The sequence below is a fragment of the Arcobacter sp. 15-2 genome, assembly GCF_047159865.1.
Taxonomy (GTDB): domain Bacteria; phylum Campylobacterota; class Campylobacteria; order Campylobacterales; family Arcobacteraceae; genus JAIOSF01.
Window position 1 is genome coordinate 1,164,193 of sequence record NZ_AP038804.1, and the last position, 13,843, is coordinate 1,178,035.

At 27.7% G+C, this 13,843-nt stretch carries 14 protein-coding genes; 10 read left to right on the plus strand and 4 right to left on the minus strand.

The features are described 5' to 3' along the window. Positions 1–22: 22 nt before the first annotated feature. Both ACMCMH_RS06210 and ACMCMH_RS06215 read left to right on the plus strand, forming a co-directional pair. Positions 23–1,957, plus strand: coding sequence for a cache domain-containing protein (locus ACMCMH_RS06210; protein ID WP_412727980.1), 1,935 nt, complete (start codon positions 23–25; stop codon positions 1,955–1,957). A gap of 7 nt (positions 1,958–1,964) precedes the next feature. Then, complete coding sequence (locus ACMCMH_RS06215) at positions 1,965–2,978, plus strand: UDP-N-acetylglucosamine--N-acetylmuramyl-(pentapeptide) pyrophosphoryl-undecaprenol N-acetylglucosamine transferase (RefSeq protein ID WP_412727981.1); 1,014 nt, start codon at positions 1,965–1,967, stop codon at positions 2,976–2,978. 38 nt (positions 2,979–3,016) lie between these two features. Here ACMCMH_RS06215 and ACMCMH_RS06220 read toward each other — a convergent pair whose 3' ends face one another. Both ACMCMH_RS06220 and ACMCMH_RS06225 read right to left on the minus strand, forming a co-directional pair. Next, a complete protein-coding gene (locus ACMCMH_RS06220; protein WP_412727982.1) occupies positions 3,017–5,248 on the minus strand; it encodes a methyl-accepting chemotaxis protein in 2,232 nt (743 codons plus the stop codon). A gap of 3 nt (positions 5,249–5,251) precedes the next feature. Beyond that, a complete protein-coding gene (locus ACMCMH_RS06225) occupies positions 5,252–5,653 on the minus strand; it encodes a PAS domain-containing protein (RefSeq protein ID WP_412727983.1) in 402 nt (133 codons plus the stop codon). 140 nt (positions 5,654–5,793) lie between these two features. Here ACMCMH_RS06225 and asnB point away from each other — a divergent pair, with 140 nt between their 5' ends. The 8 genes from asnB (at position 5,794) to ACMCMH_RS06265 (ending at position 11,896) form a co-directional block, all read left to right on the plus strand. Next, the gene (gene asnB / locus ACMCMH_RS06230; RefSeq protein WP_412727984.1) at positions 5,794–7,572 is read left to right on the plus strand and encodes an asparagine synthase (glutamine-hydrolyzing); all 1,779 of its coding nucleotides are present in this window, start codon (positions 5,794–5,796) and stop codon (positions 7,570–7,572) included. Positions 7,573–7,812: 240 nt separating this feature from the next. Beyond that, the gene (locus tag ACMCMH_RS06235) at positions 7,813–8,013 is read left to right on the plus strand and encodes a hypothetical protein (protein ID WP_412727985.1); all 201 of its coding nucleotides are present in this window, start codon (positions 7,813–7,815) and stop codon (positions 8,011–8,013) included. A 90-nt stretch (positions 8,014–8,103) separates the two neighbouring features. Next, complete coding sequence (locus ACMCMH_RS06240) at positions 8,104–9,066, plus strand: SLAC1 anion channel family protein (RefSeq protein ID WP_412727986.1); 963 nt, start codon at positions 8,104–8,106, stop codon at positions 9,064–9,066. A 1-nt stretch (position 9,067) separates the two neighbouring features. Beyond that, positions 9,068–9,625 (plus strand): hypothetical protein, encoded by a 558-nt coding sequence (locus ACMCMH_RS06245; protein ID WP_412727987.1) that lies wholly within the window; start codon positions 9,068–9,070, stop codon positions 9,623–9,625. Between the two features lie 12 nt (positions 9,626–9,637). Continuing rightward, on the plus strand, positions 9,638–10,027 hold the full coding sequence (locus tag ACMCMH_RS06250; protein WP_412727988.1) for a DUF6858 family protein: 390 nt from the start codon (positions 9,638–9,640) through the stop codon (positions 10,025–10,027). Positions 10,028–10,078: 51 nt separating this feature from the next. Next, entirely contained in the window at positions 10,079–10,960 is an 882-nt protein-coding gene (locus tag ACMCMH_RS06255; protein WP_412727989.1) for a glycosyltransferase, read from the plus strand. 144 nt (positions 10,961–11,104) lie between these two features. Continuing rightward, positions 11,105–11,419 (plus strand): F0F1 ATP synthase subunit C, encoded by a 315-nt coding sequence (locus tag ACMCMH_RS06260; RefSeq protein ID WP_412727990.1) that lies wholly within the window; start codon positions 11,105–11,107, stop codon positions 11,417–11,419. Positions 11,420–11,485: 66 nt separating this feature from the next. Then, positions 11,486–11,896, plus strand: a complete 411-nt coding sequence (locus ACMCMH_RS06265; protein WP_412723740.1) for a response regulator — start codon at positions 11,486–11,488, stop codon at positions 11,894–11,896. On the opposite strand, the gene ACMCMH_RS06270 is transcribed toward ACMCMH_RS06265, so the two are convergent. Both ACMCMH_RS06270 and ACMCMH_RS06275 read right to left on the minus strand, forming a co-directional pair. After that, positions 11,877–12,809, minus strand: a complete 933-nt coding sequence (locus ACMCMH_RS06270; protein ID WP_412723742.1) for a tRNA dihydrouridine synthase — start codon at positions 12,807–12,809, stop codon at positions 11,877–11,879. The two genes, ACMCMH_RS06265 and ACMCMH_RS06270, sit on opposite strands and share 20 nt — an antisense overlap. Before the next feature lie 4 nt (positions 12,810–12,813). Next, a complete protein-coding gene (locus ACMCMH_RS06275; RefSeq protein ID WP_412723744.1) occupies positions 12,814–13,833 on the minus strand; it encodes a hypothetical protein in 1,020 nt (339 codons plus the stop codon). Positions 13,834–13,843 lie beyond the last annotated feature (10 nt).

Genomic DNA, 13,843 nt, shown 5'->3' on the forward strand with positions numbered 1-13,843 from the left:
GCTATAGGTAAGGAGATATAATATGAATTTAAAGTATAACCGTCCCAAACTTATAAAACTAATAAAAGCCTTACCTTTGGCTGTAGCAGTTTTTTTTTCTTGCATCACGACTTATCTTGTTGTAAATAATAATATTCAAAAACATAAAGAAAATATTCAAAATATAAAAACAGATTTTTTGGAAAATCAAAAAATTATCATCAAAAAAGAGGTGATAAGAACTCTTAAACATATCAGATATCAAAAAAATATAGCAGAACAAAAACTTAAAACTGATATTAAATCAAATATAGATAATGTCACGAAAATTATATATAATATCTATAAAGAAAATAGTCATAAAACAAAAAGAGAGATTACAAAACTTATAAAAGATGCCATCAGACCTATTTCATATAATAATGGTAGAGGGTACTATTTTATTTATAAAATGAACGGAGTAAATATTCTATATCCCCCATCTCCTCAGTTTGAAGGTGAAGATATGTCTAATATAAAAGATTCTAACGGCATATATAATATCCAGAAGTTAGCAAAACTTGCAGCAGAAAAAACTGAAGGTTATTTTAGTTGGTATTGGTTTAAGCCAAACAGCATCTTACCCAAAGATAAAAAAATGTATAAAAAAATTGGATATATTAGATATATCAAGGAGTTAGATTGGTTTATTGGAACAGGAGAATATATACAAGAGTTTGAAAATGATATTAAAAATGAACTTATAAAAGAGATTCAAGAGATACGATTTGGGGGAGATGGGTATATATTTATGCATCAATATGATGGTGTGGTATTGACACATATTGATACTCAGAAAATAGGGAAAAATTTTATAGAGCTACAAAATGAAAGTGGTAAATATATTGTTAAAGATATTATTGAAGTTGCAAAAAAAGGTTCAGGATTTATTGAGTATACCATACCCCAAAGGGCGACAGATAAAAGAGGGGAAAGAAAGCTTTCTTATATTGTCGGCTTAGATGATTGGCAATGGCAAATAGGTGCTGGAACATACCTTTCAAATATAAACAAAGTTGTTATAAAAAGAGAATTAGAGTTTAAAGAGAAACTATACTCATCATTGATTAGTATAGTTATCTCAAGTGTATTTTTGACATTAGTTTTAATATATATTATGTTAAAACTTTTAACGATCATAGAAGCAGAGTTTGCAAAATACGAAAAAGCATTAAGTGATCATATTTTTGAAAGTCACAAAAAAGATAAACTATTATCTGAGCAGGCCAAACTAGCATCTATGGGTGAAATGATAGCAAATATTGCGCACCAATGGAGACAGCCACTTTCTGTCATATCTACAGCTGCAACAGGGATGAAGATGCAAAAAGAGTTTGGGTGTTTGCCTGATGATATCTTTAATAACTCTTGTGATGCTATTAATAATAATGCTCAATATCTTTCATCTACAATCGATGATTTTAAAAATTTTATCAAAGGTGATAGTTCGACAACAACTTTTGATGTGACACATACAATAAAGAGTTTTTTACATCTTGTGGAGGGTACTATTAAGACACATAATATTGATATGATTTTAGATTTAGAGAAAAATTTAGTAGTAACTGGTTATGAAAATCAAATGCTACAATGTTTGATGAATATTTTTAATAATGCAAAAGATGCTTTTGAGTTAAATAAAGTAAAAAATAAAGAGTTTTATATTGTACTAAAAAAAGAGACAAGCGTTTATACTTTAGAATTGAAAGATAATGCAGGTGGGATACCAAAGAAAATTCTTTCTAAAATATTTGAACCGTATTTTACAACAAAACACAAGTCACAAGGGACAGGTTTAGGGCTTCATATGACATATAATCTCATTACTCAAGGTATGAATGGAAAAATCGTTGCATCGAATTCTAACTTCAAAGATACAAGTGGACAAGATGTAAACGGAGCAGTGTTTACTATAACGCTGCCATTAGAAAAGATATAGGAAAAAGATGAAACAAAAAATACTTATAACAGGTGGTGGTACAGGAGGACATTTAAGCGTTGCAAAATCTTTTATAGATGAATTTGATAATCGTGGATATGATGTGATTTTTGTTGGTTCACAAAAAGGACAAGATAAACAGTGGTTTGAAAACTATTCTGGACTATATCAAAGTTATTTTTTTAAAACACAAGGTGTTGTTGATCAAAAATTATTTGGGAAAATTAACTCTTTATTTATGATTGGTAAAGCTGTGTTAAAAACTATACAAATAATTCGACAAGAAAAAATAACCAAGGTGATTAGTGTTGGTGGATTTAGCGCAGCTCCTGCTAGTTTTGCAGCTATTTTAACAAAAACAGATTTTTATATACATGAGCAAAATTCTGTTATGGGAAGGCTCAATTCTATTACTCAAAAATATGCTAAAGAGTTGTTTAGCTTTTATTTAAAAAGCTCAAAAGTGAAAGATTATCCTATTCAAACAAAATTTTTTGAGAATGCAAGAATAAGAAAAGAGATAAAAATTGTTATATTTTTAGGTGGGAGTCAAGGTGCGAGTGCTATAAATAATTTTGCACTAAAAGTTGCACCAAAATTACAAGAGATGAATATCGATATTATTCATCAAACTGGAAAAAATGATTTTGAAAATATACAAAACGAGTATGAAAGATTAAATATAAAAGCAGATGTTTTTGATTTTTCTACAGAGTTAATAGAAAAAATGAACAAAGCAGACTTTGCAGTGAGTCGTTCTGGTGCTTCTACTTTATGGGAGCTTGTAGCCCTAGGTATTCCAACTTTTTTCATACCTTTCCCTCATGCTGCTGCTAATCATCAGTATTTTAATGCAAAGTATTTACTTGAGAATCATTTATGTTATTTACAATCAGAAAATGAATTGAGCGAAAACTATTTTTTTGAATGTTTAGAGAAAGACTTAGAAGAAAAAAGTAAAAAACTTATTCAATGTATTGAAAAAGATGCAGTGAAAAGAATTGCAGATATTATAGAATAAGTAGATCAATGATAATAAATTGGTCTACTTAAGTTATTTTAGAGGATTCTTTTTTGATTTACAGTATTTTTAATCTGTTTTGAAATATTATCCATTTCTATAGCACTATTTTTTGTTTGTGATGCAATGTCTGCATTTTGCTGTGTTTGAGTATCTAGTGATATGATTGTTTCATTTATTTGAATAATACGCTCTTCTTGATCTTTACTTGAACGCTCTATATCATGAATTAAATTCATCGTTTCGTTTATTTTATTCTGTAATTGTTGATACCCTTCACTCATTTTGTTTGATATATTTTTACCCGAAATAGCTTTATGTGCTGCATTCTCAACTAATGCTTTGATTTGATTTGCTGCTTCTGCACTTCTTGAAGCAAGATTTCGTACCTCTTGTGCAACAACTGCAAATCCTTTTCCTGCTTCACCAGCTGTAGCTGCTTCTACAGCTGCATTAAGAGATAAAATATTAGTTTGAAATGCAATTTTATCAATAATACTAATTGCTTCATTAATTGCTGTAACTTCAGTATTAATTTGTTCCATCGATTTTGTTGTTTTAAAAGCTAAATCCTGACCTATAGTTGAAACTTGGATCAACTCATTTGAAAATATTGACATTTGTTGAATATTTTGAGTGCTTTTTGATATGTTTTTTGTAATTTGGTCAACAGATGATGTTGTTTTTTCTAGTGAAGTTGCAGCTTTATTTGAGTTGGTATTTAGTATATCTACATTATTTAAAAGTAAAGTTGAGTTACTTTCTAAAACCTCTCCTTGATGTTTATTTTCTTTTACCATACTTATAATAGAATCTCTTAAATTATGAATACCATCAATTAGCTCTTTATATTCTCCTGTAATTGTTCTATTTGTTTTTATTGATGGTGTGTAGTTATACTGAGAATATTGAGTTAATGTATCTAAAATATTTTTGAAAAGGTTTTGTTGTACATCAAGTGTTTGGTTAACAATATTTACAAAAGTTTGAACTTGTGGAGAAGATGCTGGATTTTGTATTCTACTTGTTAAATCCCCATCTTGCATTTTATTGAGAGTTAATATTGTTTCACCTGCACACAACATATCTAGTTCTGTTGAATTGTTAATCTCTTTGATATTTTTATTAATCATTTGTGCAAGATCACAAAATTCATCATCTCCTTCTAAATTAATATTTTCAAATTCGTTATTTTCTCTTTCTAGGTACTCGATAAATCCAGTGATTCCTGCATATATTTTTGTAGTTGATTGTACTATATTACGGTGAATAAAACTAGCAAGTGCATTTGTAACTAAGAATAATAAAATCATTGAGATACAATAAAAGTAAAAAATGGAGCTTTTCTTTTCTAGGACTAAAGTTGCTCTATATAGGATATCATTAGATATACTATCATCGATATTTTTAAGCATATCTATTTTATAGGTTGCTTTTTCAAACCAAACAGATACTTTTGTATTTAAATTTTTGGCTAAAATTTCTTTTTTCATTTTTTCAAGTTCATGAATCTCTTTTCCAATTATTGCATTTTTGTAGGACTTAGAGTATTTTTTGTCTGTTAACTCTAAAAAATTATTCATATAGTGTTCCTCTAAGATAACTAAAGTAAAAAATTTATTTAAAAGTGCATCATTTTTAGTGGCTAATATATTTGACCCAATAGCCCTTTGGATACCTAATCGTTCTTTTGCCATTTGAAAATTATAATAGGCTCGAATATTTCGTGAAAATCCTTTATCTTTTAGAGTTCTAATCGCTTTGGGAATAGTTCGTATAAGTTGTGCATTTATCTCTGTATAGAATTTTAATGCTTGAGATACAGGGATTGTTAAATTTGTTATATCTGTTCTTATATTTTGAAGTTTATCTATTTGAGTTAAAATAGTGCTTACTTTTACTTGAAGCTTATTATCCAAAGTATTGTGTGCTAAACTATTGAAAGTAACTTGAAATTCTTTGATCTTTTTATCCGTAGCTTCTCTTTGTTTGGGTAGTTCAGTAGTAAAGTTTTTTCCTTTACTTCCCATATAAGCTGATGTCATACCTCTCTCTATTTGTGTTTCATGTACTAATTGTGAAATTCTTGAAGAAAGTTTCATAATACCATTGAGTTTTTCGTATTCATTTTTCTCTTTATAGACCTCATAAACAGATATGCTTAAGAGTATAAACATTATAGTCATTGGGATTATTACTAGTAAAATAAGTTTTGATTTAATAGTAATATTATTTAAAAATTTAGGGGTATAGTGTAAAATATTTTTCAAATTTTATTCTCTTTCTTTCATTTGTTTATAAATTGCTGTATATTTTTTTATCTCTTTTCTTGAAGCTCGTCGTCTACAAGATATATAGCCTTTTTGATTATCATTTGAAGTAAAGGGAAAAACTGTTGCAAATACCCAATAAAATTTCCCATTTTTGGTTCTATTTTTAACAAAACCTTTCCATCTATTTCCTTTTTTTACCGTTTCCCATAGATCTTTAAAGGCTGCTTTTGGCATATCTGGATCTCGTACAATACTATGTGGCTGTCCTATGAGTTCGTTTAGATTGTATCCTGCAAAGTGACAAAATTCATCATTTGCAAATCGAATTATTCCTTTTTCATCTGTTTCTGATACAAGGAAAGATTTCTCTTTTAAGATGTATTCATTGTTTATAAGTTCCATAGTAAACTCCATTTATCTGATGTGAAATTATGCTATAATTAGGATTAAGCGTATCTAAAATTGAACTATATAATTTATTAAATAGTAATTAAATTTGAAATTAATAAAGCTTATGATAATAATTAAAAAGGGTAATCTTTATGTGTGGTATTATAGGAATAAATTATAACTCTGGCATCGACTTATTAAAAACTACAGAGATGATGCAAAATAGAGGACCTGATAATACTTCTGTAAAAGAAATAGATAATAACTACTTTGGACATACTCGCTTAAGTATAGTTGATTTGGATGAAGAAGCAAATCAACCTATGGTTTTTGATGATATTTTGATAGTGTTTAACGGTGAAATTTATAACTATGATGAACTATCAGTATCAGAAAGTTTAGAGTGTAAAACGAAAAGTGATACTGAAGTACTAATTCGACTTTATCAGAAGTATGATACGGAGTTTTTATCTCTTTTAAATGGTGCATTTTCTTTTTGTATTTATGATATAAAAAAAGAGCGATATTTCTGTGCTAGAGATAGATATGGGAAGAAACCATTTTATTATTATGCTAAAGAAAATAAGTTTATATTTTCTAGTATGATAAAACCTATTATAAAAGTGCTTGGATTTACTCCAAAATTAAATAAGGTAGCACTCTCTCAATATTTGCAATACTTTGTTCCACTTGCTCCAAATACTTTTTATACAGATATAAATAAGCTTGATAGTTCTAGTTATTTACTTTATGAAAATAATACTTTGAGTATTAAAAAATATTATAAAATAAAAACTTACAAAAAGATTGAAAATGAAGCACTAGCTTTAAAAAAAGTAGAAGATATTTTGTTTAGTAGCGTTGAACAAAGGTTAAAATCAGATGTAGAAGTTGGAACACTTTTAAGCGGTGGGATTGATAGCAGTTTAATTAGTAGTATATATTCAAAAATTACACGACATAAAATTAATACTTTTAGTGTAGGGTATAAAACTCATCAAAAATATAGTGAATTGCCTTATGCAAAAATTGTGGCTAATAATATAAAAAGTAATCATACTGCACTAGAGATATCTCAAAAAGATTATATCAATTCTCTTGAAGATGTTTTTGAAAACCTTGAAGAACCACATGCCGATCCTGCAGCGATTCCATTATATCTTTTAACAAAAGAGATAAATAAGCAAGGGATAAAAACGGTGCTTAGTGGAGAGGGGAGTGATGAGCTTTTTTTAGGTTATGATAACTATGCTAAGTTTTTAAAGTATTATGAATTTTCAAATAGTTTAGATAAAAAACAAATACAATTTTTAAATGAAATAATCTCTTCCTTAGGTGGAAATAAAGAAGCTGAATATCTTAGACGAGTAGTAAAAAATGAGAATATTTATAATAGTTTTGGCGAAATTTATACGACAAGCCAAAGAAAAAAACTTTTGCAAAAAGTAGCCACCTTTAAAGCAGAATCACCAAAAAAAGACCCTGTAGATTGGATGAGTTATATTGATACAAAAATATGGTTAGGGGAAGCTCTTTTAAGTAAAGTAGATAAAATGTCTATGGCAAATTCTGTAGAAACAAGAAACCCTTTTTTAGATTTTCGATTGGTTGATACTGCTTTTAGCATAAATAGTAGTTTAAAAGTTGGAGATACCAACAAATATTTATTGAAAAAGGTTGCATCAAAGTATATTCCACAAGAGATAATACACAGACAAAAAAAAGGTTTTAATAGCCCTTTTAATGAATGGTTGTTTTTAGAATATGATTCTAAACTTCTTGAAGTGATATATAAAGTAAATGATGCAACAAATTTATTTAATGACAAGTATATAAAGCTGTTATATCAAAATGCAAAGAACAATAAAATGAAACAACATTTTTATGCATTGTGGTGTTTTTGTATATGGTTTGATAAGAATTATTTATGATTAAAAAAAGTTTATCTATTATAAATACTTATATCAAATAAAGTAATATTATGATTATGATAACTTAGTATAATAATTTAAGAGCTTTTTTAAACTTCTTGTACTATACTCATACTGTGTTAATTCACACTCCTTAAAAACTCATTTATTGCTTGAGTAGCATTTAAAGCTAGAGAAGATACACCTTTAGCTTTGGTGCAGAAACTCAAAACAAACTTCAAAACACAATTAGGAATAAATATGAATACTGAACCATCATTAGATCAAATTGATGATTATAATAACAATGAATCAAAAGAGAAAAGAACAACGGTAAGATTAATTGTAGTTTCACTATTAATTATAGGTGCAATTTACGGAGTTGTAAAATATAATTATAATAGTGTCGACGATTATGTAGGTACAAAAGAACAACCAGGTATAAATATACCAAATAAATAATATTTTATTGACTTATATAAGTTTAAATGGTAAAATTCTATATTTAAAGTTATAATTATTATTACTTTATATTATTTATAAGGATTTTACTTGGAAATATCTACAAATAAAAATAGACTTCAACATTTTCCTGTTATGATGTATGCAATTGTAATGGGGATGAGTGGACTTACTATTGCGTATCAAAAAGCACATCTTTGGCTTGGATTACCTGAAATCATTGCAATTGTTTTAACTGTTATAACGACATCTGTCTTTATTATAGTTAGTTTCTTGTATATTGAAAAGACTTTGAAATATAAGGCTGAAGTAAAAAAAGAGTTTGCTCACCCAATACGAATAAACTTCTTTGCCGCAATCTCAATCTCAATGATTATGTTATCTATTATTTATCATGAGTATAATAATATTGTGAGTCAATTCTTTTGGTATCCTGGGACTTTGTTACATCTCTATTTAACGATGTACACAATATCTTTTTGGATAAATCATAATCAACAACTCGATCATTCTAATCCGGCATGGTTCATACCAATTGTAGGAAATGTTTTGGTTCCTGTAGCGGGAGTTGGTTTTGTGAGTAATGATATTTTGATGTATTTTTTTAGTGTAGGTATGTTTTTTTGGTTTGTTTTATTTTCAATCATATTTAACAGAATTATTTTTCACAACCAATTAGCAATCAAATTTATGCCAACATTATTTATACTTATTGCCCCACCGGCTGTAGGTTTTATAGCATACTTTAAAATGTTTGGAACAATTGATACTTTCGCAACATTTTTGTTTAATATTGGACTGTTTTTTACTCTTTTGGTTGCTTTTATGTACAAAAATTTTTTAAAAATAAAATTTTTTATCTCGTGGTGGGCATTTGTCTTTCCCGTTGCTGCGATGTCTATAAGTAGTATGTTGATGTATCATATCGTAGGAGGAGTTGTGTTCTTGATATTATCATATATTATGCTTAGCATTACAACTATCATCATAGGTATAGTACTTTACCAAACAATAAAAAATATAACACACAAATCAATATGTGTACAGGAATAATATGAAAAAAATAATTTATACAAGCATTATATTAATCGTAGGTTACTTTTTTACAACAAGTATTTATGATGAATTACATAAAGATAAAACACCAGGTAAGGCAAAACGGTTAGCCTGTCAAAAAAAAGTAACAACATTTGAAAGAGCTTTTGATGATTTAGAAGTTTCATTAGCCCAAAAAGAGATTGAATCAAATAAAATAGTATTTCACTCAGATGCAGAAAAAGCTACCTATATGAAGTCTCAATTATTTCAGCATATATCTTTAAAACAAACGAATAAAGTGTTTCGTGAGATGATTGAAAAATATAGGGTCAATAATAAAAAAATTGATAAAAATTTTATATACTCTTATTATATTTACGAAAATGACAAAAAAGATCCGGGTAAAAAAAGTAAAAAAAGTAAATTGTATGCGGGATATGTAGTATTTGAAGTAAAAAATGAAAACAATAAAATGATTTATAAGATACAAATAGACTTTTTGGATAATAAAGGTGCTGATATCGACCAAACGATAAGATGTGCTATTAAATCTTTTATGACATATAACAAATAACAAAGGGAAAAAATGAAAAAAACAATATTTATGGAAAAATATCCTATCTATACTTTAGAGTTAAAAAAAACTGAAATTGCAGAAAAAAGTGTTGCCGAAATTATTGAATATTTTAAAAAGCAAATAGAAACACATCCTATAGCAAAGTTTATAGCAATTTTTGATCATTATTCACACACTCAAAATATTAATGGTGAAATTAATGAATCTATACTAGATGTACAAAATATATTATTTTGTTTTGGAACAGCGATACCAGATACCAAAATGGTTGCTGTTCGTCCTAGAAGTATTGGAGTTTGTGAATTGGAAAATAGTTTTGTAATTGAATTTATGGAAGTTCCAAAAGAGGAACTAAATGTTGTTTTAGAAAATTGGTCAAAAGAGTTAATGCTAAAATAAAAAGCAAAACAATTTAATAGCTTTTAATAAAGATTTTAATACTATAGTTTTATGAAAAGTATTAAAATCGCAATTAAAAATAAAACAAATTTAACTTTACAATTAGAAAAAAAATATGATATATCATATTTTGAAAAGCCAACATTTTTTTCAAAACTATTATTTCAAAAAGTGAAATATCCTGATATCTATTTTCACAAAGGTATCATCAATAAAGAGTCTATAAGTTTGATACAAAATGCTCAGATTGTGATTGTTGATACAAATATACAAAAACATGAAATCATGCAAAAATTTTCTTTTCTTGATCATCAAAAAATTAAAGTAGTATCTCCTTACAATTATTCTAAAGTAGAATATTCTAAAAGTATTAAACAGGCATTTAAAAAGAAGCATGAGATTGATAAAAAATCAAAAATTATATTTTTTAGAGCAAGAGACTTAGAAAAAGGTGGAATAAACTATCTGTTTGACACAATATCTCGTATGTATCAAGAAGATTTTGTATTACTTATAGAATCAAATTCAAAACAAATAGCACCATTAAAACTAAAAATGGAACGAGCGAAATTAAACTATAAATACATATTATTAGAAGAATATGATAACTTAGAAGAACTTTTTATCGCCTCAGATATTTTTTTATTACCAACACAACAAAAACTTTTTTCATTTGATATTTTAAGAGCGATGAGATATAAAAATGCAGTATTTATTATGGAAAAGAATTATGCTTCTGAACTTGTCGATACATTTTCTTTAATACAAGATGAAAGTGATAAAAGTACCTCTTTTAAAATTGATTCACTTTTGATTAATAAAGAGGAACTTAAAAATATTCAAAAAGAAAATAAAAAGAAAACATCATCATTTACTTTAGATAAGAGTATTGAAAATATTACTACTATAATTGATGAAAACTTTGACATTTAATAAAAAATTATATATAATACGACCACTTAGAAGTATTTAGTAGGGAAATATAAGCATTTATGTTTATATTGGCATTTGATTTATCTTATGTTTACGCTATCCGAACAGACTTTTAAAAAAATAAATTATTACAAGGGTTCTAACATGAACAAAATTTTAATCTTAATGGTAGCTATGGCTACTGCTGCATTCGCTGCTGATGGTGATGTTGCTAACGAAACTTTAAAAGCTTACTCAGTACTTGCTGCTGGTGTTGGTCTAGGTCTTGCTGCACTTGGTGGTGCTGTTGGTATGGGTAATACTGCTGCTGCAACTATTGCTGGAACTGCAAGAAATCCAGGTATGGGTGGAAAACTTATGACTACAATGTTCATTGCTTTAGCGATGATCGAAGCTCAAGTTATTTATACACTTGTTATTGCTTTAATTGCATTATATGCAAACCCATTTTTAGGGTAGTCAATACAATAAATACAAAAAGCCAAGTGGATTACCACTTGGCTTTTTTTTTCTCTAAGGAAAAATATGAATCTAAAAAACTTAAAAGATTTAAATATTTTATATGTTGAAGATGATAAAGTTGTGCAAGATCTTTTCTCAACTATATTAAGCAAAGTTTTTGCGCATGTTTCTATTGCTTCAGATGGAAAAGAGGGCTTAGATTTTTTTATAAACAATAAATATAAGTATGATTTCGTTGTTTCTGATGTAAAAATGCCAGAACTAGATGGACTAGAGATGATCGAAAAAATAAAAGAGGTTGATCCGTCTATCCCTTGTATATTGATAACTGCCCATGGAGAATTTGACTATTTTATGAAAGCCAATGAAATAGGTGTTTATAGATATATTCAAAAGCCTTTGGATATAAATGAACTATTTGAAGCTATCAATGATTTCCAAAGTGGATTAGAGGTTAAAAAAATTGATTTATAAGCTCTAACATCTCTTTTGAGTCAGTAATTGTATTGACTTTATCTCTAAAGTTATTAGCCCCATCATATCCTTTTGAATAAGTATGCAGATGCTTTCTAAACATAACTACCCCATATTCATTATAATGCATAATCATCTTTTGAAGATGTTCTATGATAATCTCTTTTTTTAGTTCATTACTAATTGTTTCATTGTTTGATGATATTTGATGAAATACCCACGGTTTTCCTATTGCTCCACGACCTACCATAATACCATCAGCTTTTGTATGCTCTAAAACATATTTAGCTTTTTCTAGGTCTGTGATATCACCATTTGCAATTACTGGTATATTGATATTTTGTTTAATAGCAGCAATTGCATCATAATCTACAGCAGCTTTATAGGCACCTTTTTTTGTTCTTCCATGTACTGCTATAAAATCGATACCACAATCTTCAATCGCTTTTGCAATATCAATAGGAATTTTTTCATCTACACCAATTCTTACTTTACAAGTGGTGTATTGTTTATTTGAATATTTTTTGATCGTTCTTAACATACTTTGAAGTCTAGGAAGATCACCTAATAAGTTTGATCCACTTCCATGATTGAATACTTTTGGTGCAGGACAACCACAATTCAAGTCAATCCCAGCAATACCATCAATTTCATTAAGTTTTTCAATTGCAGCAATTAAAATCTCAGTTTTATTTCCTGCTAGTTGAATAAAAAATGGATCTTCATTTGGTGATTTTTCTAGCATCTTTTTAGTTTTTTCACTATTGTAAGCTAGTGCATTGGAGCTTATCATCTCACTAACAGTATAATCAACACCAAAATTTTTAACAACAGATCTAAAAGGAAGATCTGTGTATCCTGCAAGTGGAGCTAATGCTATTACAGGTTTTGAAAAGTCTATTGTTTTATTCATATAGTTATTTGTAACTTAAAGCATCAAGAGAATAAGTATGTTTACCGGCATCTTTTAAATCGATAAGTGCTCTAAATGGTAAGTATTCGTCTGATGAGTTGTTTACTAAAATATCTCTTATTTTATCGATCATCTCATACTCTGCAAGAACATATAAGTATGAAGTTGTATACTCCTCTTTTGCTGAGGCAATATCTTCAAATAGTCTTATAAGTTGTTCTGGAGTCATAAGTGACTTATAATTTTTAGCAATAGTTATCAAATCTGTATTTGATAAAGTAGCTTTTGTAATAAGTTCTAAAATCATTTCATTTGTCATAGCAAATTCAATTTTTTGCTCACTATCTTTTTTAAGCACTGCTTTTACCATGTCATTATCAAGTTTTAGTTCTGGTATAACTTTTTTGATTGATGTCATAGATTTTGTTTCTACAGCTTTTAGGAAAGCTTTTTTAATTATAATTTGAGAGTATTTTGTAGAATTTTTAATTACTTCTAATGCGAAGTTATCATCAATTTCAATTCTATTTTTAATATTTTCAATCATCATTGGATTGTCAAGATCTAGTTTTAAATCTTTTGAAGAAACATATTTACCAGCTTTAATATTGAACTTTTGATCAACTGTTTTTGAAATATCTTTATTTTGTGAACTAAAATTTGTGTTTGAAACATCAACATCTAATTGGTTTAAAACATCGGCTAGTTCTTTTAAGTTTTCATTTTGAAAATTTGCATTTGAGTTTTCATTTAAAAGTCTTTTATTTATAAGTGTAATAAGTGAATTTGAGTCTTTATTAAAAGCTTTCACAATAAAAAAATTTTTTAAACCATAAAATGAGATATGTAAAATTGTTAGCACAAGTAAAATAACCATTGGCAGCACTATCCATAGTGCAATTGGTAAAATAAGTGTAAAGTCTAAGATTTGTACTCTATAATCTCCAGCTTCGATACTAAATGTATAACCAAATATAACAATTGCTAAAAGCAATGATCCAAATATATATTTTTTTAATCCCATAATCTAATCC

Excerpts from the sequence above, each read along its gene's own strand:
- ACMCMH_RS06210 (WP_412727980.1), top strand. The coding sequence starts at position 23 with ATGAATTTAAAGTATAACCGTCCCAAACTTATAAAACTAATAAAAGCC.
- ACMCMH_RS06215 (WP_412727981.1), top strand. The coding sequence starts at position 1,965 with ATGAAACAAAAAATACTTATAACAGGTGGTGGTACAGGAGGACATTTA.
- ACMCMH_RS06225 (WP_412727983.1), bottom strand. The coding sequence starts at position 5,653 with ATGGAACTTATAAACAATGAATACATCTTAAAAGAGAAATCTTTCCTT.
- asnB (WP_412727984.1), top strand. The coding sequence starts at position 5,794 with ATGTGTGGTATTATAGGAATAAATTATAACTCTGGCATCGACTTATTA.
- ACMCMH_RS06235 (WP_412727985.1), top strand. The coding sequence starts at position 7,813 with ATGAATACTGAACCATCATTAGATCAAATTGATGATTATAATAACAAT.
- ACMCMH_RS06245 (WP_412727987.1), top strand. The coding sequence starts at position 9,068 with ATGAAAAAAATAATTTATACAAGCATTATATTAATCGTAGGTTACTTT.
- ACMCMH_RS06250 (WP_412727988.1), top strand. The coding sequence starts at position 9,638 with ATGAAAAAAACAATATTTATGGAAAAATATCCTATCTATACTTTAGAG.
- ACMCMH_RS06255 (WP_412727989.1), top strand. The coding sequence starts at position 10,079 with ATGAAAAGTATTAAAATCGCAATTAAAAATAAAACAAATTTAACTTTA.
- ACMCMH_RS06260 (WP_412727990.1), top strand. The coding sequence starts at position 11,105 with ATGAACAAAATTTTAATCTTAATGGTAGCTATGGCTACTGCTGCATTC.
- ACMCMH_RS06265 (WP_412723740.1), top strand. The coding sequence starts at position 11,486 with ATGAATCTAAAAAACTTAAAAGATTTAAATATTTTATATGTTGAAGAT.
- ACMCMH_RS06270 (WP_412723742.1), bottom strand. The coding sequence starts at position 12,809 with ATGAATAAAACAATAGACTTTTCAAAACCTGTAATAGCATTAGCTCCA.
- ACMCMH_RS06275 (WP_412723744.1), bottom strand. The coding sequence starts at position 13,833 with ATGGGATTAAAAAAATATATATTTGGATCATTGCTTTTAGCAATTGTT.